Below are 22,088 nucleotides of genomic sequence, written 5' to 3' on the forward strand. Positions count from 1 at the left end.
AGGGGGCGGGGCGATTGCACTTGGGCTAGTCTCTAGCCGTCGCGCACTAGTTCATAATGACTAGTTTTATCATGCCGCTTGCATCTTAACCACCGTGATCGCTGCTGTGTCTTTGAATTCTCAAACCTACCTGGGGCACAACCAAGAAGCCTATCAAGAACTGCGACTGGCGCTGCAACTTAACCTGCGACGGCAGCTGTTGATTGCGGTGTGCGATGATTTGGCCCTGCAAGAGCAGCTGGCCCAGCGCCTAGAGGCTAATTTTAGCCCGCTGCCCGAGACGGTGCCCCTGGCAGCAGAGGTGCGGGCGCGGCAGTTGACGCTGGTGACGCTACGGCTGAGCGGCGATCGCCCCGACCTGGTGCGCGAGGTGTTGCTGTGGCTTAAACAGCAGCGCCGGCTTCAGAGCAGCCTGCCGACCACGCCCGTGTTTCAAATTGTGGGCATCGCTCAGTTCACCCGCCAGTCGCCCACGGTGCAAAACCGGTTTTTGGCCTCGCTGATTCGGGTCGATGCGCTGCTGACCCAGCTTGACTGTCGGCTGGTGGTGTGGGTGCCGCGCCCCTGGTTGGGCAAGATTCGCCAGTCGGTGCCAGGGTTTTGGCGATCGCGCAGCGGCCTGTTTGAGTTTATGGGCGAACCTGGTGCGCCACCCTCGGCTCCGACTGAGCCTGCGGTGCCACCCGCGCCAAGTCGCCCCTCGGCTAATCCCCCCGATCTCTGGCGGGTGCTGCGGGATGATCTCTCGACCTTCGAGCAGCCTGCGCCTGCAAAGGATCGTACTCCCAAGGATGCGGCCGCACAGCCAGCGGTGCCGTCCGTAGAGCTGCCCACTTTACTTGACCCAGAGGCTAAGGCTGCTCGCAACCATGATCTGCCACAAAATCCTCAGGGCTACACCGTTGTAGATCAAGGGTCGTTTTCGAGTATTGTCATGCCGCCGGTGGGGGCCATGGCAGCGGAGACTCTGGCGGCCCTACAGCGGGCTGAACCTGTGCTGCCGACTGTTGAGCCGGTTCCCGCCCCCGTCTCGCCCAGCCCAATATCTCTGCGCCCGTCGGACGCTCTAGAGCTGCCTCCAGACTTGGCCAAGGATGTAGAGCTGGCGAATCTATGGCGCTACATTCAGGGATTGGTAGAGCAGCAGGCGGGGCCACTGACCCTAGCGCGGGCGTACCTGGCGCTAGGCCAGATAGGGCGCGATCGCCTCTCGGTTGATGCCCCCGCCGCCAGCGTGCTGGACTTTGCGACGGCGGTGTATGACCGGGCGATCGCCGGTCTGCCCCAGGGCAGCACCGACTGGTGCGACGCCCTCAACGACCTGGCCAGCCTCTACTGGCTTCAGGGTCAGCAGGAGAGCACCCCCGACCCTGCCCCCTGGCTGCGCCGCAGCGTCAGCACCTACGAAAAAGCCCTCCAGGGCGGCGCTAAAACGATCCCTGCCGACACCCTAGGGCGCATCTACGGCAACCTAGGCACCGTATACGGGCTGCTGGCGAACCTGGAGGATCCAGCCCCCTGTCTAGAGAAGGCGGTGGCGGCGTACCAGCAGGCGCTATTGCACAGCCCGGCGGCGCGATCGCCCATTGACTACGCCAACCTGCAAAACAGCCTGGGGGCGATTCACTGGCGATTGTCTCAGTATGACCAGCCCCAGCACCACCTGGCCCAGGCCGTTGCCGCTTACGGTGAAGCCCTGGCCCACCGCACCGCCCAGGATGAGCCGCTGGAATATGCCATGGTGCAAAACAACCTGGGCATTGCTTACTGGAGTTTGGCCCAGCACCAGCAGCCCGTATTTTTGCTTGAACGGGCGATCGCCGCCTACCAGGCTGCCCTCAAGTACCGCACTGTGGACGCTGCCCCGGCGGGTTGTGCGGCCACCGCCAACAATTTGGGCACTGCCTACTGGGATCTGGCTCAGCAGGCGGCTGTGGCAGGCGAACAGCGCATTGCCACTCTGCAACAGGCCGTTGCCGCCTACGAAACCGCCCTGGCCGCCGCCCAAATTGCCCTGCAAGAAACGCCGCCCCCTGCTTTGGGGTTTGACCTGTGGGCCACCTGTCACAGCGCCGGAGTGGTTCACGATCAGCTGGCTCAGGCGCTGCCAGAAACTCAGCCTGAAGCCCGTCAGCGCCATCTAGAAACTGCCCTCAGCCAATACCTGCTGGCCTACCAGGGCTGGCAGGACTATCCCCAACAGGTGGAGGTGCTAATCACAGCCCTGGTTTACAACGCCCACCTCAACTTTGAAATCTTCGGCATCCCCGCTCAGCAGGTGGTGCTCTCTAAGCTGCCGGGGGAGTTGCTGGCTCAGGTGTTGCGGCGGTTGTAGGAGTGGGGATGGGTAGGTGGGTGGATGGGTAGATGGGGACAAATTCTAAAATCCAAAGTCCCAAAGCCAGAATCGTTAAGAACCATCGCACCCGCCTTCTCAAGGGCAAACCCTTGCAGGACAATGAAAGGCGTACTTAACGGTTTGCAACATCCCGCCGGAGCAGAGCCTTTGGCCGGATGACAGGAAGAACTATGGCCTATTACTGGTTCAAAGCGTTTCATATTGTCGGCGTGGTGGTGTGGTTCGCCGGGTTGTTTTACCTGGTGCGCCTGTTTATCTACCACGTTGAGGCCGAGGCCGAGCCAGAGCCGGCTCGCAGCATTCTCAAGAACCAGTACACCGTGATGGAAGAGCGCCTCTATGGCATCATTACTACCCCCGGCATGGTGGTGACGGTGGTAATGGCCATTGGGCTGCTGGTGCAGATGCCCGAGTATCTCAAAGATGGCTGGATGCACGCCAAGCTAGGGCTGGTGGCGGTGCTGCTGGCCTATCACCACTACTGCGCTCGGCTGATGCGTCAGCTGCACCGAGGCGAATGCAAGTGGTCGGGGCAGCAGCTGCGGGCGCTCAACGAAGCCCCCACCCTGCTGCTGGTGGCGATCGTCATGCTGGTGATATTTAAGAACAACTTCCCCACAGGGGCGACCACCTGGCTGATGGTGGGGCTGGTGGTGTTTATGGCGGCGACCATTCAGCTCTACGCCCGCAAGCGACGGCTAGATAAGGAGAAAGCGGCTTTAGAGGCTCTAGATGATGTGCCTGAGCCCCAAGCCGTGCAAAGCTGAACCAGCCTTGGTGAGGGCATACTGGTGATCACAAAAACCATGGAGTAGCGATGGGCAGGCGGGATCGCTGTTTGAATCGCTGTTTGGTGCCGGGGGTGTTTGCTGCCGTGGGCGTTCCCTTGTTAATGATTGGGGTACCACTTTGGGCCGTGGTACCCCATGCGGATGCCAACCATGCCAAGGAGGTGGCGCGGCTGCCCGTGACCACGGCGGCGACCCTCAACGAGCGCGGTGCTCGGGTGCTGATAGAGGGCCAGGTGAGCGATCGCATGGCTTTCAGCGATCGTCCGCCCGTGGTTGCTTATAACGAATATCACCCAGGCAGCGAGGGGAGGGTGTACGCCCCTACCCTTTGGGTGCAAATTCCAGGGAAAGAAGTGGAAGTGACGGCGGGGTATCGAATACGATCTACGCTTTCTCAGGTAGGTATCTATCGCAGTAGCTTTGAAGTTAACGATCCCGTTTTGGTGTTGGGAACCTTGAGCGTAACTGGCGATCGCCCCGTGGTCAGCGCGGCAGAGATCGGGTTTGAGACTAAAGAAACTTATCTGGCGTCATTACACGAGCAATCGATGAACCGCCAGATGGGCCTGCTGTTTTCGGTTTTGGGCAGTTTGCTGACCCTGGGGGGCGGGTTAGATCTTTATCTGATCTGGCGCAGGATTCGCGGCGATTGGTAGAGCACCCCCTCAAGCTTGAGTCCGTCCCGGTTGATCTAATCGCCCAGCTCGGCGATAAACCACACCAAATTTTCATACGTGTAACTTTGGGGAAATGCCACATTAGGCGTAGACACTCGACCTGAGGCCACACTGATGCACAATCTGGAAATGCGGCGACCCCTGAGTGTCGGCCCCGAACCGTTGCATTTGCGCCCCGGCACCCGGCGGCTCAACCTGGCAGCAGGGCTAACGACTTTTCCAGAAGAGATTCTGGAGCTGGCAGACAGCCTCGAAGTGCTTGACCTGTCAAACAATGCCCTGACTACCCTGCCCGACAGCTTTGCCCAGCTGCACAACCTGCGGGCGGTGTTCTTTAACAACAATGCTTTTGAAGTGGTGCCCGAGGTGCTAGCCCACTGTCCCCAGCTGACGATAGTTGGGTTTAAGGCAAACCAAATCGCCACCGTGCCCGCTGAGGCGCTACCCCTCGCCACCCGCTGGCTCATCTTGACCGACAACCGCATCGAGGCGCTGCCCAAGTCGATTGGCCAGCTCACCAAGCTGCAGAAGCTGATGCTGGCCGGCAACCAGCTGCGGACTCTGCCCGAGAGTTTGGCCAATTGCCAGAATTTGGAGCTAGTCCGCGTTGCCGCTAACCAGCTTGAGGCCCTTCCCCCTCAGCTGCTCGCCCTGCCTCGGCTAAGCTGGCTGGCCTACGCTGGCAACCCTTTCTGCCGGGGCTGGGGCAGTGAGCCCCAGTCGCTACCTCAAATCGCTTGGGATGACCTGACGGTGGGCGATATCTTGGGGGAGGGGGCCTCTGGTGTAATTTCGCGCGGCACCTGGCAGCAGGGTCAAGATGAAATGCCCATTGCCCTCAAGCTGTTTAAAGGTGCGATCACCAGTGACGGTTTGCCCGAAGACGAAATGCGGGCCTGCATAGCGGCGGGGGTCCACCCGAACCTGATTGGCCCTCTGGGGCAAATTGTCGGTCACCCCGAGCAGAAATCTGGACTAGTGCTGCCGCTGGTGGATCACAGCTACCAAGTAATGGGCCGCCCCCCCAGCCTAGAGAGCTGCACTCGCGACACCTATTCCCCAGAGGTCACCTTTTCCCTAGAGGCAACTGTGGGCATTGCAATTGGGGTAGCCGCTGCTGCCGCCCACCTGCATCGGTGCGGCATTCTCCACGGCGATCTATATCCGCACAACACCCTAGTCACCGAGGCGGGGGACACCTGTTTGAGCGACTTTGGGGCGGCCAGCTTCTACGACCGGGCGGGGCAGGCCGCTAAGACCCTAGAGCGTCTGGAGGTACGGGCCTTTGGCTGCCTGCTGGAGGATTTGCTCGATCGCTGTCCTGCCGCTTCTGACCCAGTGCTGCGACTGCGCCAGCTACAGTACGCCTGCATGCAGTCTGAGGTGTTGGCCCGTCCAGCCTTTGAAGATGTGCTGGATGAACTGGTTGCTTTAGCTCGCTAAGGCCGATCTGGCTCAGCCCGCCAGTGGGCTCAGTCAAAGCTCTGGCCGTAGTTGAACTGGGTCAGGAGACGGTTGCAGCTTAAATGAGCGGGTGTATCCGAGGATAGCAAGCTAATCTAAAAAAGTGGGTATCCTCAAGGCGCGGGCAGTTGGAGCAACAACCCCAGGCAACGCACGGCTCGTTGGCCAGTCTGGGCACAGGGTTCGAGTGCATTGCAAGCATAGGTACAGCTTTTGAACAACGCCAATGTCACTGGCCACGGCCAGTCTGCCACTGACCCAACAGCTCAGGTATTTTTGGCCTACGCGGCTGAAGACGGTTGCCACACCCCTGGCGAAGCGATCGCTGGGCCTGGTGAGGTCGAGGTGGTAGAGGCATTGCGCCAGTTGTTGACCCAGGCTCAGATTACCTACCGGCAATGCCCTTGTCCCTGGCCTGCTGACGCTGACCATGAGGCGATCATCTCTCGGGCCGCCGAAGCTTGCGACAACTATGTGCTGGTGCTGTCGCCTTACACCCTGGCCGATGTCTTTTGTCTACAGGGGCTGCTGTTTGCCCTCAGCCTAAACAAACGCATTGTGCCAGTGCTGATTGAAACTGTCTCTGCCCACCACCTGCCCGAGCCCTTGCAAACCCTGGAGACCATTGACCTCCGGGATAGGTCGGTGCCCCTGACGCAGACCGACGGGGGCCGTCAGCTTTTGCAGACTCTGCACCACGCCGCTGATTATCACCATGCCCATACCCAACTCTTGGTGAGAGCCCTGCAATGGGAGCGACAGCAGCGCCACCCAGATCTACTGCTTCAAGGTGATGAGCTGGTCCAATACCAGCGCTGGCTGGTGCAGGCCAATGGGCAATCGCACCATCAACCCATTCAGCTGCAAACGCTATATATCTCTGAAAGTGCCCGCCATCAAACCAGCCAGGACAATGCCGCAGCTCTAGGCATGAGCTGGCTCAAACGCTGGCTCTAACCGCCCTAGCTCGATGCGCTGGTATAAAACCGCAGGGCAAACCGCCAAAACCGATTTGCCGCCACTAGCAGCACCGCCGCCAGTAGCGCCGAGGCCACCAGCCAGCCGCGTCCGCCCTGGTTGAGCATGGTCTGAGCCGGTACGGTCGTCAAAAACGCCACCGGCACCACAAAGGTAAAAAACGCTCGGTAGGCCACTGGGTAGGCTGCGATCGGGAACCGCCCCGCCTCCAGCAGCCCCCGCAGCACCTCGGTGACGTTGTAGATTTTGACAAACCAAATGCTGGTGGCCCCCAGCATAAACCACAGGCTGTAGAGGGTGAGCGCCCCAAACAGCAGGGGTAAGATCGCCAGGGCGTAGTCGGCCCAGCCCAGGCCCAGGCGACTGCCGCCGTAGCCAATCATCACCAGGCCAAACAGCATGTCGGGCAGACCCCAGGGCGAGACGATGCGCGTTGAGAGCCAAAACTGTGAGCTGATCGGCTTGAGCAGCACAAAGTCGAGGGTGCCCTGCTGCACCTGGCCGACAATTTTGTTGAGGTTAGGAATCAGCACTGTGGCCGAAAAGCCTTGTAGTACGGTGAATAACCCCAGTACCAGCAAGGCGGCTTCCCAGCTCCACCCAGCAAACTCGTAGCCGGTGCGATAGAACAAAAACAGGCCAAATAAGCTGCCCACCAGACCGCCTAAGCTAATTAAAGCGGTGACCAAAAAGTTGAGGCGATACTCTAGCTCGGCGGCGATCGCCGTGCCCCAAAACAGCCGCAGTACCTTCCAATAGCGCCCCATTAGGCCCCCATGCCCGAATATTGCTTCAGCCCCTGCCGCCACAGCCAGCGGTTTAGCCCCCAAAACAGTGCTGACCAGAGCACCATCGCCGCAAACCCTTGGGCCACGTGCTCGGGACGGTTAATCAAGATACTGGCCGGAAAATAGATTAGGTACGGAAAGGGTGTCCACAGCACCACCTCTCGCACCGCGTCAGGAAAGAGGGAGAGGGGGGCGATCATGCCCGACAGGAATGTATAGAGCAAAAACCAAAACTGCTCTAGGGCGCTGGCCCGCTCGGTCCAAAAGGCCGCTAGGGCAAAGGTGTACTGCATCAGGAACCGTAGGCAAAAGGCCAGGGCGATCGCCAGCAGCCCCAGCAGCAGATTGCCCAGACTAGGTAGCCAGGCGGCGTAGGGGTAGAGCAACAAAAATAGCCCTACCAGCAAAAAGGCAAAGGGCAGCCGGGCAAAGCGTTCCGCCACGTGGCTAAAAAAGTGCCGCCAGGCAGGGTCTATGGGCTGCAACAGGTAGGGCGACAGTCGGCCTTCCACCACCTCTCGCTCAAATTCCCAGATCACCCAAACGACGGTGAACTGCCGCACCAAGAACACCGCCAAGAAATACTGCACCAGCTCGGTCGGGCTGAGGTCGAATTGGTCGCCCTGGGCCGCCTCAACCCACAGGCCCATGAGAATCAGCGGGAAGGTGCCGGATAGCACCCAAAATACCAGCTCAGCCCGGTATTCCACCATATAGGCGTAATACACCGACAGCATGACGCGGGAAATTTTTAGCGCTTGTTTCGCCATATTTTCACTAAGGGGGGCTCCTCATTGGCCTTGATCCTACCAGGATGCTACCGCTGGCTGGGAGAGCCAAGGCGCGGCAGTCAGTCGATAGGCAGATATTTTCCAAAGTTTGATGTTTTCTGCGGATAGCTTTAACTCTTTCCTCAAAAGAAAAGATATGCTTGAAATTGAATTTAGTAGCTTTAGATACAGAATTTTTTGGAGGTTCGCTATGTTATCCACTCAAGAGCAAGCTCGCCAGCTATTGGCCCGCAACCGTCAGCAGCAGCAGCAGCGCCGGGCCAACATGCTAGGACGGTCTACCCACGAAGTTCTGCCTTCCGAGACCCCTCAGGCTTAACCCAAAATCCTCAGCTTCGATGCCTGTGCTATGAGGCGGATTGGCCCGTAGCCCAATACCACTTAGAGGCTCGGGCTAACTTAACCGCTCATTAACCCCAGCGATCGCCCCTACGACCATGATGAAGGTGAACCACCCGTGCATTTTTGCAATGCGGTGCGCACCTGACTCATATTTAGGCCCGGCGATCGCTGGGCCTTTTTTATGCCTAAAACTCTCTGGAGATGCAGGCTCAAGCTCCATCCCCAATGCCCTAACAGGCCCTCTCAGGAGAAAAACAACCGTTGCTCTGCCTATCGGAGCCTAACTCTTTATTTTTCGCCTTTCACTCTTTTTTCTCTTCCCCTAATCGCGCAGCACGTAGCCGACGCCGCGTATGGTTTGAATCAGGCGGCTTTCGCCTTCGGCTTCGAGCTTGAGGCGTAGGTAGCGCACATAGACCTCAATGATGTTGGAGTCGCCCATAAAGTCGTAGCCCCATACCTGTTCGAGGATGCGATCGCGGGTCAGCACTTGGCGGGGGTTGGTCATCAAGTAGTCGAGCAGGTCAAACTCCTTGGCGGTGAGTTCGATGGGGCGCTGACCCCGGCGCACCTCGCGGCTGCGGCGATCGAGGGTGAGGTTGCCAAAGACTAAAATTTCGGCATCCTGGGGTTCGGTGCGGCGCAGATGGGCGCGCACCCGAGCTAGCAGTTCTTCGATGCTAAAGGGTTTGACCACGTAGTCGTCGGCCCCGGCGTCGAGCCCTTCGACGCGATCGCTCACCTCATCCCTAGCCGTCAGCAAAATCACTGGGGTGGCGGTGCCCGTCTGGCGCAGGCGGCGGCAGACCTCAACTCCGGTCAGCCCCGGCATCATCCAGTCGAGAATGATTAGATCTGGGGTCTGGTTGCGGGCGGCCATCAGCCCCGAAAGGCCATCGTGGGCCATGCTGACCTCGTAGCCTTCGTAGGACAGCTCTAGCTGGACAAACTTAGCGAGTTTTTCTTCGTCTTCAACGAGTAGGATGCGGGCGCTCATGGGTGCCTCTGGTGGAAGGGGTGGGGAGTGGGGGTGCGGGAGGTAGGGAAGATTGGAGAAATTGGGAGGTGGGGGAGATTTAGAGGGTGAAGCGGTTGCCTTGGTTGGGTTGCGATTGGCCGGTGACTTGGCCGCCCATGGCTTCGATTAGCGATCGCACTAGGGTAAGTCTCAGGCCGGTGTCGCCGCTAGAGCGCGATCGGCTTCGTCCACCCGTTAAAAGGGGTCAAAGATGTGGCTCTGACGGTCGGTGGGTATACCCGCTCCGTAAAAACGCCATAGAGTAGGTGGACTACAGGAGGGGCCAAAAACCAGCTACGGGTTCAAAAGCCGATCTCGACTCTAACAGCCGATTCTGAGAACAAGCTGATAGCCAACCTCAGCAAGTCTTACAAGATTCTCAGGACGATCTCAGTCGGCCAGACTTGAATGGGGATGGCCCAGACGGTCGGGTTTCACCCTCAGGTCACACGACGTCTCCTCATCTCCCTTAAGATTATGTCTTCCAGACCTATTTCGCGTCCGGTGTCCGCTAGCGTGCTTCGCTTTATGTTCTGCTTAGGTGTTGCGTTGGTGGGTGCCCCGGCAACCTCCGCTCTGGCCCAAACCCTGGGGCAGGGGGCAGGGGCAGACCTGTCATTTTTTGCGTCGCTCCAGCAGCAGCTGGTGCAGGCGCTCGCCTGGATCGATGGTCTAGGGGCGATCGCACCCCTAGCTTTCATCCTGCTCTATATCGTGATTACCGTTGCTTTTGTGCCCGCCTCGATCGTAACCCTAGGGGCCGGCGTGGTGTTTGGCGTGATCAAAGGGGCGGCTCTGGTGTTTGTAGGGGCGATGCTGGGGGCCACGGCGGCGTTTTTGGTGGGGCGCTACGTGGCGCGGGGCTGGGTGGCCAGCAAAATTGCCAACAACCCGCGCTTTCAGGCCGTCGACGATGCCATTGCCAGGGATGGCCGCAAGATCATTTTTTTGCTGCGGCTATCGCCGGTGTTTCCCTTCAACCTGCTCAACTACTCCCTAGGGCTGAGCCAAATTTCCCTTAAAGACTATGTGGTTGGTACGGTGGGCATTTTGCCCGGCACGGTGATGTACGTCTACCTGGGATCGCTGGTGGGCAACCTCGCTACCCTGGGGGCCGACAGCAGCCAGTCTCCCGAAGCCGCCACGGTGCAGTGGATTATTCGCATTGTGGGCTTGGTAGCCACGGTGGCGGTGACCCTCTACGTCACCCGCATTGCTCGTCGGGCGCTTACCGAGGCCATTCCCGAAGACTCGGTTACCCCAGAGAACCTTTAGTCGGCCTGTCAGGCGCTGGTTTGCGATCGGGCTATTGCTAGCCCTAGGAATGGCGAGGCTGTGGTCCTATCGAGAATTGTTGAGCAATACCCCTAGAGCGGTTGCTCTAGCCAAGTCGAATCCGCTCTACGTAGATCCAAAACACAATCGGGCGATCGCCGTTTTCAACTCCCCCTCCTTACCGCCCCTATCTCCTCATCTCCCTCACACCCCTACCCCCGTCCGCTATGCTGGTGTCGGTGTCTCGGTCGGGTCTAGACGCATGCCGATGGGAATAAACCCAATGGGTTGGCTAGGCCGTCTGGTCTGGGGAATTGTGCTATCGCTGGTGCTGCATGGGGCTATGGTAGGGCCAGGCATGGCTCAGACTGTCGACACCGAGCCAGTATTTCTGGACGGCCTTTTCCTATTCGAAGTACCCGCCGCAGGAGACCTCACGGCTGTGGAGCGAGCGCTGGCCATTGAGGTCAACCTAGAATCTCTAGTCGAAGATGCTAGCCCGGTGCCAGTGCGCACCGAAACCCGCAGCAATGAAGGTACAGGGGGCAGTAACCCAGTCATTATTGCGGGCGATCGCTACATCATGACGGTCACCAGTGCCGATGTCGGCGTGGGCGGGGCCAGTACGCCCCAGGCCCAGGCCGATCGCTGGGCCGCATCCTTGGCCACTGCCCTCAGCCGGGCTCGCGCCGAACGCCGATCAGGCTTTTTGACCCAGGCGCTAGTCAAGGCTCTAGCCGCTCTGGCCGCTGCTTTATCGCTCCACTGGCTAACGGGTTGGCTGTGGCACCGCTGGCTCAAGCCGCTGCTTGAACGGCTATCCTTTTGGCCCACTGACTCAGAGCATCACAGCACCGGGCTGAAGCTGTTGTTTCGGCTGACGCTGGTGCTAGTGCGTGGGGTGGTTTGGTGTACGGCAGTGGGCTACATCGCCAACCTGTTTCCCCTCACGCGCCGGGTAAGCTACCGGGTGTCGAGCAGTTTGCAGGAGGGGCTGTTTGCCCGCAGCGTTCTGCTGGGCAGCCGCTCTTACTCGCTGTTTGATTTGCTGATGGTCATGGCCACCCTGCTGGCACTGGTGGTGATCGCCAGTACCGTGACCAACCTGATGCGATCGCGGGTGTTGCAGGTCACCGGCATTAGCCTTGCCGCCCAAGAAGCGATCTCGGTGCTCTCAAAATACACCCTGATTTTGCTGGGCACCGTGGTTGTGCTTCAGCTCTGGGGCATCGATCTTAGCTCCATCGCCCTGATCGCTAGCGGTCTCGGTATTGGGGTGGGCCTGGGCCTGCAAGGGCTAGTTAAAGACTTTGTCAGCGGTCTGGTGCTGGTGTTTGAGCGCCCGGTGCAGGTGGGCGACTTCGTTGATTTTGGCCAGGTTAAAGGCACCGTGGCCCGCATTGGCTCGCGCAGCACTGAGATTCGCACCCTCGACCATGTCTCAATCATCGTGCCCAACTCCCGTTTTTTAGACTCAGAGGTGATCAACTGGAGCCACGGCAATCCCGTATCGCGCATTCGCCTGCCGGTAGGGGTGGCCTACAGCGCTGATCCCCAGCAGGTCAAAGTTGCCCTGCTCGAAGCCTGTCAAAAAAATCAGGAAATTTTGACGGCTCCCGCCCCCCAGGTATTTTTCATGGGTTTTGGCGACAGCGCCCTCAACTTTGAGCTACTGGTGTGGATTGCTCAGCCCAGCCGCCAGCTGGTAATTAAAAGCGATCTGTACTTTGTCATTGAGGCTAGCCTGCGCCACTACGACATTGAGGTGCCGTTTCCCCAGCGCGACCTGCACATTCGTTCAGGGCACCTGCCCATGCCCCCTGTATCGAGGACACAGCAGCCTCTGGATCAGGCGGCTGACGAGTCAGTCCATGAGTCACAGGAGGCTTAGCACCACCGTTGGTTTCCGCAGCCCCACCGCTTGGCTGGAGGTGGGTCTTCTCCCTAATCGTCGTAATGGCGACCTGATACCGAATGCTATTTGGCTATCCTCGATGAAGCGGGGGAAACAAAGTTTTTTCCGTTGGGAGAGGCCTCTCTTCAAAATGAGGCAATTGAATTTAGATTTAGCATTATCAGGGCGAACTGGGCTAGCAAAAAAAAGGAGCGCTTTAGGGAAAGTTAGCTAAAATTACAGCCGTATTTGCAGAGAAACCGGGGTTTTATACCCGCACGTTCCCGAATTGGTCGCCTAACGGGTTTCTCGAGTGAGGAGTATAGGGAGCTAATTTCCATGAAACCAGTCTGGCCCAACATCCCCCTTAGCCGCTGGTCAAAGCGGCTGTTTAAGTCGCTTGCGCTGTTTGTTACCTCGGTTTTTCTGGTCACTGGACTATCGGTGCCTGGTTACGGTGCGGCTCAGCCCACAGCGCTGACGCCCAACACCGCTGTCGATGCTGGATTGGACGTGTTGATAGCCCAGGAACCCAACACCTCGGGAAACGCCACCCTCTATTTTGAAACTCAAACCTTTACTGTCAGCGTTCATCCTAGGAACGCTCAGTTCCTCAGTATGAATGTCTACAACAGAGAAACTCGGCAGTCTGAACAACTCAATGCTCCCGTTACCCGCCGCGACGGAATTATTAGTAGTGATTGGATAAGCTATGACAGCTTTGGCTCGCGTGCAGGCCGCCGCGTCGTCTACCGGGCTAGTGGCAACCTACGTAACAATCAGGCCCGCCTCGAAATCGTTGAGGTCTCCACCAGTGCCGTATTGATTAGCCAAAACAGCATCAGCGTTCGAGACTTTTTCCTTCCCGGAGCCAACCCCAGCCCTAACCCTAACCCTAACCCTAACCCTGGACAGGGCGACCTGCTCAACCGCACGCTTGTGGGCTTTGATACCCAAAATCACTCAGTTCGGGTGTTTAACGACCGCGGCGTAACCAAGATGAATGTTTACAACAGAGTCTCTAATCAGGCGCTGGTCAATGGTCTGACTGCCACCGCAGAAGCCACTCAGGTTGCCCCCTACCGATGCTGGGTCAACTACTTTGGCGGTCAAAGTTTTGGCGGTGCTGCGGCCCGCTACTTCATTCGAGTCAGTGGTGATGGACAGGCACGGCTGGAGGTGATTGCCCCCAACGGCGGGGTGCTACTGTCAGAACCCAGAATCAACTCTGCGCCTCTGGTGACTAATATTCCCCAGGCCGATCGCCCCGCTTGTTTTGGCGGCGGTGGCACCGTGCCCGATGGGGCTGGCCTAGCGCCTTTTGTGGCCGCCGTCTTTGGTGGTGACAATGAACTCCGGCAGGTGCGCCAGGTGCTACCCAGTGGCAGCAGCCAGGGTGTAGGTGGTTTGACCTGCGTAATCAATCCTCGCATTGAGAATGCGCCCCAGGGTCAATTTATCAATGCGGCTGAGTGCACCGATCGCAACGATGCCAGTGCAGTGGTCAACTTCTTGCGGGGGCGCGGGCTCAACTCTCGCCTGGTCTATCGCAACTTTAGATACCGTTAGAGTCGAGTAGCCGGGTTTTCCACTCGGCTAGCCAGCATCTCACACAAAAAAGGGGAGGCAGCACTGCCTCCCCTTTTTTGCGCTATGGCCTCTAGGGGGCCAGACGAGCCTTTTTGAGTCGATTCTCTTCGTACCAGGCAGCGATCGCCGGTACCCAGGCCACAAAGTGGGGCCAAATTTCTTCGCACATCTTTTGCGCTTCGAGCTGGGCGTCGGCCTTCCAGCGCAGATCGAGCAGGTGCATCACCGATCGCACATTGGCCGACATCACCCAGTGCTGGCGAATATCGAAGGGAATCAGCCCCCGAGCATGCTCTTCGGCAAAGCCCTGGTCAATGCGGGTTTTGTAGCGGCGGCTAGCCTCTAGGCACCAGTCAACATCCTGCTGACGCGCCTCGGGGGTGTACTCGTACTTCTTGCCCTGGCGATCGGTGTAGTAGCCCAGGGGGCGCAAGTAGAAAACTTCTTCGACCTCGCGTTTGCCCTCCACCACATCGAGAATGCGCTGGCCGGTATAACGGAAGGAGTTATGGACAACCACACCGTTAGCTACAAAGTTGTGCCAGGGCCCTTCGACTTCCAGGTCGTAGGTGGTCTGCATACCCAGGTATTCAACCAAAGTGACTTGAACTGGGTGAGCTTTAAGCTTGCGCCCCGGTGGCGTTGGTTTAGCTGCCCAAAACTTTGGCTCTAAAATGGGCTGAAAGTTCGTCGCAAACTCAGCTTCTAAATGGTTTTGGTGTAGGTGCTCGTGGCAGGGTTGGCAGACCGAAACAAGATTATTAAACTCGTAAGCCAATGACTTATCTGCAAATACAGGGACTAAATGATGGGCGTGGAGGTTGCCGCCCTGTTCACCGCAGCGTTGGCAAATGTAGTTGAACTTGGTGTGCACCTGGGGTGCTGTCTGGCGCGTCCATGCTCCGATTAATTCTCGTTCGGTGGAGGTGCCGCCCTTCCAAAAGTTAGAGTCAGGCCCCCGCTTCGTAAAGGTCTTGGCGTTGATTCGGCGCTGTTCTAGGCTTGCTTCTGACAGAGTCAACTTGTAGCCCTCAACGCCCTTATTCCAGGGATTATCAGTGCCAGGGGAGCGTTTGTTGAGCTTCAGCCCATGGACGTATACCCACTTTTTAACTGACTCAATAGAGCATCCTGCTAGGGCAGCTATGTCATCCACGTAGAGCCCTTGGGCAAGCTGAGCTTGGAGCCAAGCTTTGTCGCGATAAAGGCCATTGCCTGCGATAGTTTTAAGCCCGCGCCGCCGTCCTGAAGGTAACTTGAGCTGAAATCGTCTGGCCCAGTGGCGAATAACCTCAACAGAACACCCACACCGCTCAGCGATTTGTTGTGCCGTTAAACCCTGGTTGATTTGGGCTTTTAACCAAGATTCCTGGCTGTAGAGCGCATCGGGCCGCACAACGCCGTTGGTCATCAATTCACAAGTTTTAGTAATCGCCAGCACCTGATGGTTGGCATCGGCCACTAATCCCAGCGCATCTCCCATGCGCTGCCACCCTTGAGAGGTATAGAGGCGATGGTTGGTCGTGCAGTCGAGGGTTTTACCATCAGCCAAGGTGAGGCGGTAGACCGGCTGCAAGCCGCTACACATGACGTCTTGAATGTGGCCAACTTCAAAAATGCCTGTTTCTTCGTTTAGAACCCGCAGACGCATTTTCTTGAGGCGAGTTTTGCAGTCGCGGCGGTAGGTGCCAGGGAGTTCGCCGTTGCGTCCACGAATTTTTCGCTCTCGGCTAGCCTTCTCTCCGTTAGTCCACAAATCGTATAGCTCAGCGATTTTGGTTTTTCTCAAACCACCAGAGGCGTGAACGAACGTCACCTCAGTATTGCCCGCCAGGCACTGCACATCGAACGAAACGCCCACGCGATGAGTACGAATCTGCTGCATGGTGCTGTGGGGAAACCAGCCCACGTTAAACACAATCTGCGGGTGCTCCAGCGGTCCATAGTGACCGCGCCCGCCCTTGAGCAGGCTGGTGACTAAGATTTCGCCGCAGCGCTCTTCGCTGGGCCATTGCGCGCGATCGTGCGCCACAAAGCCCTCGGCATAGTCTTGGTGCATGGCGGCATACATGGTCTGTTGAGGGTTTGGGGTCTGGGAGATGACCTCAACGGTGAAGCGATCCATAGCGCAGATTTCCGGGAATTAAGCGATCCATAGCTTAGGTTTCCAGGAGTTAAATGTCTAGGTATTCTTCGTATTCGACTACGGCCCGTCGTTCCTTGGGGACAGGCGAGGACGAACGGGTTAGCTCCGTGATAGATGCCTCTGTAGAGGACCCTGAAACTTGATATGAGTTGTCTTGCTCAAGGGATGCTTCTAAATGCCCTAACTCTGAAGGATTTGGGGGCCTTGCAAGGTCTGGTGCTGCAACAAATTGAGGGTCTAATTCTGAATATTTCAACTCAGCAGCGTCGGATGCAGAGTCTACAACAAATGCAGCGGCTGAACTTGGCGGCAGCGGTTTGGCCGATCGCAGTAAGCGCAGCCCCTCTTCTAAAGCCGATCGCACGATCGCATCGCTCTCCTGACCCAGCCGCAGCTGAAAGCAGTCGAGGAGGTGCGATCGCACCGACAATCCCACCAGATACTCGTCATCGGCCTGGGCCAAGCGCACCAGCCGCCGCACCGCCACTAACCGCTTCAACGGGTCAGGGTGGCTCAGCAAACCCACATTGTGCTCCACCTGAGCTACGGGGGCAGCATTCCACAAGTCATCGCTGCGCTCTGCCGCACGCGACGATCGCAGCAGTGCCCCCACCGCAAACAGCGCCAGTGCACCCTGGCCGGTGAGCAGCAGCGCCATTAGCAGCGAGTGAGTACTGTGCCACAGGGCGGTAAAGGTGTAGGTACTAACCCCCGTGACCAAACCCAACATCAATGCTTGCTGCTGTGGGGTAGTCGGCAGCGGCAGCCCCTGCTGAAGACGCTGCATCAACCCTTTGCGCTGGCGCGGCGAGAGCTGCAAGATCTGCTGATAGGCCACCAACCCGATCCCCGCAGAGATCACCAAGGCACCGTTGACTAGGCCCAGGGCTAAGCTGCCCAAGCCCAAGCCCCACATCTGCGGATGCTTGAGCCGCAGCGATCGCCCCTCAGGGCTGCTAGACCACGGCAGCGACGGCTGCCACCCCTGGCGTAGAAGCGCTGATCTGGGGCGCGGCGATGGCGACGGCGAAACATCCAGAGCGGGTCGAGGGATAACGGGAGAAACCACGGGAAGCTGTTGTAGGCGTGATGAATCAAGGCTTAGCATAGCCTGCCCCCCTATCTTAGGCTCCTTTTTGCAGGAAAGCTAAAAGCTCCAGCCCTCGAAATTCTCTGGCAATTGCTGATCGCTAACCCCCTCACCTCCCCCATCTTCCCCATCCCCTCATCTCCCTTTCCCATCCCTAAGCTACACAAATCCCGTACTGAGGCAGCAAATCGTGGATCACATAAAAGTGGTGGGCTCGCAGGGCATCGTGGAAGAGCTTCCAGTTGCTGGTTGAAAAATGGGGAGAGTAGGGCAGACAGGAGTCTTTGCGATCGCTCGACCTTCTCCATACCCATTCCCTAAAAGGGCATTGACAATATCAATTGCCTTCCGCCCAATTGCCTTCCGCCGCACTTCAGCGATCAGAATTTTTATGGAGGTCGGGTAATCTTCGTAGATCCAAGGCATCGTTACCGCAAAGTTTGCTAAGTTTCATCTGTCTCTGGGTTCGCGCCGCTTTTGGTAAACTTCAAATGCCCGAAGAGCGACTTTATCGAATTGCTAAGTTAGTAATCTAGTAACTGTAGCTGCCGATATTTCCAGGAGTCGTTGTAGAGCTCAGCATAGCGATGAAAGAGCTGCATCGCTTGGCTCGATCGCCGTTTTTCTGAGGCTTGGCTAAACAGCCGATCATAGTTGCGTCTGGCCAGATGGTTTAGATAGGGCAAGTCCTCTAGAAGGGTGAGGCTAGAAGCCACAATTAGCACGGCTTTAAGCAGCTCCTTAGGCCATGCCAAGTTGCTAAACATTTGAATCGATAGGTGGTGTTCCTCAGCGTTAAGAGGCACTACATTAAACAGAACACGAATAATCTTTTGGCCATAGGCTGGCACTTTCAGCTCAATTTGGTGAGGCGAATGAATTGTTAGCTCCACTTCAACAACTGGGTTTCGCCACAGCCGCAGAACGTTAAAAGGAGAATCCAGCATTGTTTCGAAGCAAATCTTGCCACCCTCCTCGGTCTTTTGAAAATCGCTAACCTTGACTACCTTCAAATTTCCCAAGCTGAAGCGGTGAATGTCTTCTAGATGTTGAACGTTGAGCAGATGGTAAACCTGACACAGGTAGGGAAATGGCAGCCGATAGCTCTGTTGAGCGATGTAGTCTGAGGTTGGGGCGATCGCAGATTTAATTTGCTTAGCCTCTTCCATAGAGGTGACAGCAGGGCGGTCTTCAGCCAAACCAATGCAAATCCATCCCAGCAGCATAACTAGCCCTATTAAACAATAGGAGACGTTAGCCACATCAAAAACAGGGCCGGAAAAGGCTGCGACACCACGATCGACCGCTCCATAGACAATTGCCGGAATTGCTAGAAGCCACAAACCATACTTAAAAATATTGCGTTTTAGAGCATCTTCTACAGGAGAATGGCTCTCACTGATGGAGGTCAAGTAAGCCTGTACCTTGTCTGGTCGATACATAAAAAATCCCCTTTTACTGGGAACGAGAAAAAATCTTTACTTAACTAGACATTAATTTTTTCTTCGCACTATCAACCTCAACCACGAGGATGAGATGGTCAACGATCTACAAATAGGTAGATTCAAAAAATCTTTCGATATACTCCTTTTTCCTCAAATAGGAGTAGCAAAGCGTGTTCATAGGCATGGATTAAATCAGCACCTATGAATGCACGTTTTCAGGATTAGACTCCATAAGATCGCGTACCGTCACTCGGAGCGCTGCTCGACAGGTGGTGCGATCGCGCTCAGCCAAAAAGTTGTGATTTATAGGGGCGTTTTCACACGCGCAGTAGTTAAAACTAGCCCCTATACTCTATAGAAAGTTAAGAATTCACCTCAGCCTGGCGCAGGGTTTCATGAATCTCTAGCCGACGAGAATCCATCGTTGTCTTGAATAAATCTGTGGGCAGCGCTTGCTCTACTGGGTATACCCCAGGACGTTTGAGTTTGCCCGTCAGCATTAGCTCGGCAATACTGCCTGTGCCCAAACCAGTGGCGATCGCAGCGTTTTCATGGGCAAAGGTGCTGACATAGTGAGCAGCCTGGTCTCTTTGCTGCCCCTTAATATCACAGCGCATAGCCACCCCAGTGCCGCTAAATTTGTCGGTTACGCTGGTCATAGAGTGACTGACATGGGCTAAAAACTCTACCGTTCGTCGATTGCGCAGCACCACCGGTGGCAGCCAGTGGGCCATTGTCCAAGTGGCGTGATTATAGAAGTCGGGCACTACGCCAAACTTTGTAATTACGTTGTCAACCGGAAAGGTCTCCTGTAGAGTAATCGACTCAGGCATGTCGTACCAGTAAACATTGGCGTGGCCATAGGGAGCCGGGAACTCCAAAGATTCTCGACCTGTGTAGGGTTTCACTGGTTGCCAGACACCATTCAGCCAGGCCTCAAAGGGGCGTTGCAGACCAATAAAGGTGGTTCGCATCACCGTAACGCCAGCACCACCAGATCCGGCAACGATGTAGCTCAGCTGAATCGAGGTCGCTTTGTCTAGAGCTTCGACCCCTTGGCGCACCATGCTGTTTGAAATTCCAGGAAATACCCCGGTATTAATGACGGCTGTCACCCCCGCAGCCTCGGCCTCGGCGTGCAGAGCTAGGGCTTTGCGGGTAAAACTGCGTTCATCACTAACGTCGGTATAGCCAACCCCTTGATCAATACAGGCGCGCAAAACACCAACATCTCGGTAGTGAAAAGGGCCAGCCGAATGGATGACCAGATCTGCCTTGGCGACCGCTGCTTCTACCTCAGGTTGATTCGTCAGGTCCAACAGCTGAAACTGCACTTTGGACCCCAGTCGTTCTAAAGCAGCGGTACCCAGTTGGGCGTTGCGCCCAGTAATGGTCACTTCAGCGTCGGTGTGAGCCAGAATGTCTTTAGCGATACTGCCGCCAATTCGTCCGCAGCCGCCGATAATTAGTACTCGTTGCATAATTTGTGGTTAATATCTGCAATCCGTGGCTACCAAAAGTTTTTAGAAGAACAGAAGTTAAGAACTAACTGAGCAAGATCCTTCGACTAGCGTCTTTTGATAACCGTATCAAGACTGTCCTTGAGGCATCACCATCAATCTGTTTTTGCAATAAGATAGCCTCAAACTTAAGCTGGCACCATTTCAAGTCTGACCAACTCTAAGCGGGTCAGCTCGTGGCTAAACAACATTTAAAAGTTTAAGGTTTTTGAACCTGCTTACCCTCTTACCTGGGAGGGAGTAGAATCGGGGGTCAAAGATGTAACTGCTTGAATGCGGAAGTTTTTGGAGGACAGCACGTTAGCTGAGCTGCTTGCGCAAGAACTCCGTATGGTTAGCCAGCGTCTCGCCACCGGCCTCTGCTAGGGCCTTCACATATTTGATTTTAAACTTGTCCAAGGCGCTAACTAACCTCGATTCAATCTCTTTGCGGGTATTGTATTGACTCAATTCATTGGCGAGTGCCTCTCGCAGATTATGCTGCAGACGAGCAGTAATCTCTGCACCTCTAGTGTCGAGCAAGCTCCCAGCAACACTGCGATAAAGGCCCTGAGCTACTGAATGGGACAGATGCTTAATCATCTGCACAGAAACCTGTTCTAAGCCCGGTAGATGGTTGAGCTGGGGATATCCTGGCATCTGCTCTAACGTTCTAGCGATGCTGTGCTGCACCAGCTCTTCAATGTCGGGTTGAACTTGGGGCAAGATATTGTCTACCCCAACCTGATAAAGGCGGCTAGCGATCGCTGTGATCTCTTCCTCAGCCACCAGATCAACTGAGTTTTCAGAGTCAGCCACCGGGTCAATTAAAGCTATCCAATTGAGTAGCTCCCCCTGCCGAATCGAGTCCTGAAGCTGCTCGATGATCTCAATGCCAGCAATACCGGCAATGTCAGCCCCAACCGTGACAATTACATCCCGCTGGGCCTCGGCCTGCACCGGTTCGAGGGGTAGCAAATCCACCTGATACAAGCGCAGAGCCACCGGTAGAATTCGCCACCCCCGCCAAAATGGCAGCAGCAAAAACAGGTCATACCATCGCCGCAGGCTAGCCTCCACCCAAGTCAGGTCTGGGTTGCGCCGCCGGGTAGCATTGATACGCGCCAGAATGTCTATTGCAAAAATTAGAACAAACGGCAGGTCAATTAGCCAGAAATAATCCATTGGCGCACCCCATCGATTGACGGTGCGGTAATAGTTGCCCTGAAAAAAGGGTTGAATTTGCCTATCCCAAAACTCAAGCTCCGTTTGCCAACTCGCCTGTTCGAGATAGTCCGCACTCCAGAACTGAGCAAATGCGTCCTGGGCTGAGGGCTGACCTGTTCTTGACTGTAGGGATTGCTGAATGGCAACTAGGGCAAGGTCACCGTGGGGCTCAGCAAAGGCGCGCTCTGTCGACAGTTGCTGGCTGAGATTCTGCAAGTTTGCTAGCGAATCTTGAGTGGGAAGTGATCGCAGCCCAGTTTGCTCAAGCTGGCTTTCGAGTTGTTCAACTTGAACTGAATAACGCTCGGTTAGAGGATGGGCCTCAATGCCTTTAACGGGATCATAGACATGCGTAACAGCGGACAAATACTGCCTATAAATCGGCCGCAGATTGAGGTAGGTTATGTCGAAAACGACCAGCACCAAATTGACTAGAGCGATGATGGCGATAACACGCTCTAGCTGAGGATAGTGACGTTCAAAGTAAGGCTTAAACTTAACCATGGATGAGCGGCCTAGGAGCACAAGGACTGAGCTACCGGCATTGGACTTGAGTGGAGTAAGTCTGCATAGCCGCTGCCTCAAGCTTTGATTATTATTCTCTTGACCGGCTTCGCCATCAATCATCGGTAGGAGTTGCGATCGCCCCTTCATCGGCGCCATCTACCAATCGGTGCCAGCCCTGCCCGCAGAGCAGAACGCTTGAACGTGTTT

General features: G+C 56.4%; 17 protein-coding genes. 9 read left to right on the forward strand and 8 right to left on the reverse strand.

Features of this window, described 5'->3' with window-relative positions:
* Positions 1–106 precede the first annotated feature (106 nt).
* From H6F57_RS23945 to H6F57_RS23965, 5 genes are all read left to right on the forward strand, one after another.
* Positions 107–2,335: a tetratricopeptide repeat protein gene (locus H6F57_RS23945; protein WP_190631285.1), complete on the forward strand. Its 2,229-nt coding sequence runs from the start codon at positions 107–109 to the stop codon at positions 2,333–2,335.
* A 194-nt stretch (positions 2,336–2,529) separates the two neighbouring features.
* The gene (gene hemJ / locus H6F57_RS23950) at positions 2,530–3,126 is read left to right on the forward strand and encodes a protoporphyrinogen oxidase HemJ (protein ID WP_190631287.1); all 597 of its coding nucleotides are present in this window, start codon (positions 2,530–2,532) and stop codon (positions 3,124–3,126) included.
* A gap of 50 nt (positions 3,127–3,176) precedes the next feature.
* Positions 3,177–3,806 carry a hypothetical protein gene (locus H6F57_RS23955; RefSeq protein ID WP_190631289.1) on the forward strand — a complete coding sequence of 210 codons (630 nt, stop codon included), beginning with the start codon at positions 3,177–3,179 and terminating at the stop codon, positions 3,804–3,806.
* Between the two features lie 150 nt (positions 3,807–3,956).
* Positions 3,957–5,270 (forward strand): leucine-rich repeat-containing protein kinase family protein, encoded by a 1,314-nt coding sequence (locus H6F57_RS23960; RefSeq protein ID WP_190631364.1) that lies wholly within the window; start codon positions 3,957–3,959, stop codon positions 5,268–5,270.
* A gap of 234 nt (positions 5,271–5,504) precedes the next feature.
* The gene (locus H6F57_RS23965) at positions 5,505–6,248 is read left to right on the forward strand and encodes a toll/interleukin-1 receptor domain-containing protein (RefSeq protein ID WP_190631291.1); all 744 of its coding nucleotides are present in this window, start codon (positions 5,505–5,507) and stop codon (positions 6,246–6,248) included.
* Positions 6,249–6,253: 5 nt separating this feature from the next.
* Here H6F57_RS23965 and H6F57_RS23970 read toward each other — a convergent pair whose 3' ends face one another.
* Both H6F57_RS23970 and H6F57_RS23975 read right to left on the reverse strand, forming a co-directional pair.
* Positions 6,254–7,036, reverse strand: a complete 783-nt coding sequence (locus tag H6F57_RS23970; protein ID WP_190631293.1) for an ABC transporter permease — start codon at positions 7,034–7,036, stop codon at positions 6,254–6,256.
* The gene (locus H6F57_RS23975) at positions 7,036–7,827 is read right to left on the reverse strand and encodes an ABC-2 family transporter protein (RefSeq protein WP_190631295.1); all 792 of its coding nucleotides are present in this window, start codon (positions 7,825–7,827) and stop codon (positions 7,036–7,038) included. Before H6F57_RS23975 ends, H6F57_RS23970 begins: the two co-directional genes overlap by 1 nt.
* A 211-nt stretch (positions 7,828–8,038) precedes the next feature.
* On the opposite strand from H6F57_RS23975, the gene H6F57_RS28135 reads away from it, so the two are divergent.
* Positions 8,039–8,167 carry a hypothetical protein gene (locus tag H6F57_RS28135; RefSeq protein ID WP_277873743.1) on the forward strand — a complete coding sequence of 43 codons (129 nt, stop codon included), beginning with the start codon at positions 8,039–8,041 and terminating at the stop codon, positions 8,165–8,167.
* A 345-nt stretch (positions 8,168–8,512) separates the two neighbouring features.
* Here the strand turns inward: H6F57_RS28135 and H6F57_RS23980 are convergent, their stop codons facing one another.
* Positions 8,513–9,187, reverse strand: a complete 675-nt coding sequence (locus tag H6F57_RS23980) for a response regulator transcription factor (protein WP_190631297.1) — start codon at positions 9,185–9,187, stop codon at positions 8,513–8,515.
* Positions 9,188–9,685: 498 nt separating this feature from the next.
* Here H6F57_RS23980 and H6F57_RS23990 point away from each other — a divergent pair, with 498 nt between their 5' ends.
* From H6F57_RS23990 to H6F57_RS24000, 3 genes are all read left to right on the forward strand, one after another.
* Entirely contained in the window at positions 9,686–10,483 is a 798-nt protein-coding gene (locus tag H6F57_RS23990) for a TVP38/TMEM64 family protein (RefSeq protein WP_242025026.1), read from the forward strand.
* Positions 10,484–10,532: 49 nt separating this feature from the next.
* Complete coding sequence (locus H6F57_RS23995) at positions 10,533–12,374, forward strand: mechanosensitive ion channel domain-containing protein (protein ID WP_199289987.1); 1,842 nt, start codon at positions 10,533–10,535, stop codon at positions 12,372–12,374.
* A gap of 342 nt (positions 12,375–12,716) precedes the next feature.
* Positions 12,717–13,946, forward strand: coding sequence for a hypothetical protein (locus H6F57_RS24000; RefSeq protein ID WP_190631299.1), 1,230 nt, complete (start codon positions 12,717–12,719; stop codon positions 13,944–13,946).
* Positions 13,947–14,037: 91 nt separating this feature from the next.
* Here the strand turns inward: H6F57_RS24000 and thyX are convergent, their stop codons facing one another.
* From thyX to H6F57_RS24025, 5 genes are all read right to left on the reverse strand, one after another.
* Positions 14,038–16,092: an FAD-dependent thymidylate synthase gene (gene thyX, locus H6F57_RS24005; protein WP_190631302.1), complete on the reverse strand. Its 2,055-nt coding sequence runs from the start codon at positions 16,090–16,092 to the stop codon at positions 14,038–14,040.
* A gap of 49 nt (positions 16,093–16,141) precedes the next feature.
* Positions 16,142–17,182, reverse strand: coding sequence for a hypothetical protein (locus H6F57_RS24010; RefSeq protein ID WP_190631304.1), 1,041 nt, complete (start codon positions 17,180–17,182; stop codon positions 16,142–16,144).
* 545 nt (positions 17,183–17,727) lie between these two features.
* The gene (locus H6F57_RS24015) at positions 17,728–18,645 is read right to left on the reverse strand and encodes a hypothetical protein (RefSeq protein ID WP_190631305.1); all 918 of its coding nucleotides are present in this window, start codon (positions 18,643–18,645) and stop codon (positions 17,728–17,730) included.
* 365 nt (positions 18,646–19,010) lie between these two features.
* A complete protein-coding gene (locus H6F57_RS24020) occupies positions 19,011–20,129 on the reverse strand; it encodes a saccharopine dehydrogenase NADP-binding domain-containing protein (protein WP_190631307.1) in 1,119 nt (372 codons plus the stop codon).
* A gap of 339 nt (positions 20,130–20,468) precedes the next feature.
* Entirely contained in the window at positions 20,469–21,878 is a 1,410-nt protein-coding gene (locus tag H6F57_RS24025; protein ID WP_190631309.1) for a hypothetical protein, read from the reverse strand.
* Between the last annotated feature and the right edge of the window lie 210 nt (positions 21,879–22,088).

Origin of the sequence: Leptolyngbya sp. FACHB-60 (assembly GCF_014695775.1) — a bacterium.
Classification (GTDB): Bacteria; Cyanobacteriota; Cyanobacteriia; order Phormidesmidales; family Phormidesmidaceae; genus Nodosilinea.

Bases quoted from the DNA above. Each gene is read 5' to 3' on its own strand.
- H6F57_RS23970 (WP_190631293.1), bottom strand. From the start codon at position 7,036: ATGGGGCGCTATTGGAAGGTACTGCGGCTGTTTTGGGGCACGGCGATC.
- H6F57_RS23960 (WP_190631364.1), top strand. From the start codon at position 3,957: ATGCGGCGACCCCTGAGTGTCGGCCCCGAACCGTTGCATTTGCGCCCC.
- H6F57_RS24025 (WP_190631309.1), bottom strand. From the start codon at position 21,878: ATGGTTAAGTTTAAGCCTTACTTTGAACGTCACTATCCTCAGCTAGAG.
- H6F57_RS23990 (WP_242025026.1), top strand. From the start codon at position 9,686: ATGTCTTCCAGACCTATTTCGCGTCCGGTGTCCGCTAGCGTGCTTCGC.
- H6F57_RS24015 (WP_190631305.1), bottom strand. From the start codon at position 18,645: ATGTATCGACCAGACAAGGTACAGGCTTACTTGACCTCCATCAGTGAG.
- H6F57_RS24020 (WP_190631307.1), bottom strand. From the start codon at position 20,129: ATGCAACGAGTACTAATTATCGGCGGCTGCGGACGAATTGGCGGCAGT.
- H6F57_RS23955 (WP_190631289.1), top strand. From the start codon at position 3,177: ATGGGCAGGCGGGATCGCTGTTTGAATCGCTGTTTGGTGCCGGGGGTG.
- H6F57_RS23980 (WP_190631297.1), bottom strand. From the start codon at position 9,187: ATGAGCGCCCGCATCCTACTCGTTGAAGACGAAGAAAAACTCGCTAAG.
- H6F57_RS23995 (WP_199289987.1), top strand. From the start codon at position 10,533: ATGGCGAGGCTGTGGTCCTATCGAGAATTGTTGAGCAATACCCCTAGA.
- H6F57_RS24000 (WP_190631299.1), top strand. From the start codon at position 12,717: ATGAAACCAGTCTGGCCCAACATCCCCCTTAGCCGCTGGTCAAAGCGG.
- hemJ (WP_190631287.1), top strand. From the start codon at position 2,530: ATGGCCTATTACTGGTTCAAAGCGTTTCATATTGTCGGCGTGGTGGTG.
- H6F57_RS23975 (WP_190631295.1), bottom strand. From the start codon at position 7,827: ATGGCGAAACAAGCGCTAAAAATTTCCCGCGTCATGCTGTCGGTGTAT.
- H6F57_RS28135 (WP_277873743.1), top strand. From the start codon at position 8,039: ATGTTATCCACTCAAGAGCAAGCTCGCCAGCTATTGGCCCGCAACCGT.
- thyX (WP_190631302.1), bottom strand. From the start codon at position 16,092: ATGGATCGCTTCACCGTTGAGGTCATCTCCCAGACCCCAAACCCTCAA.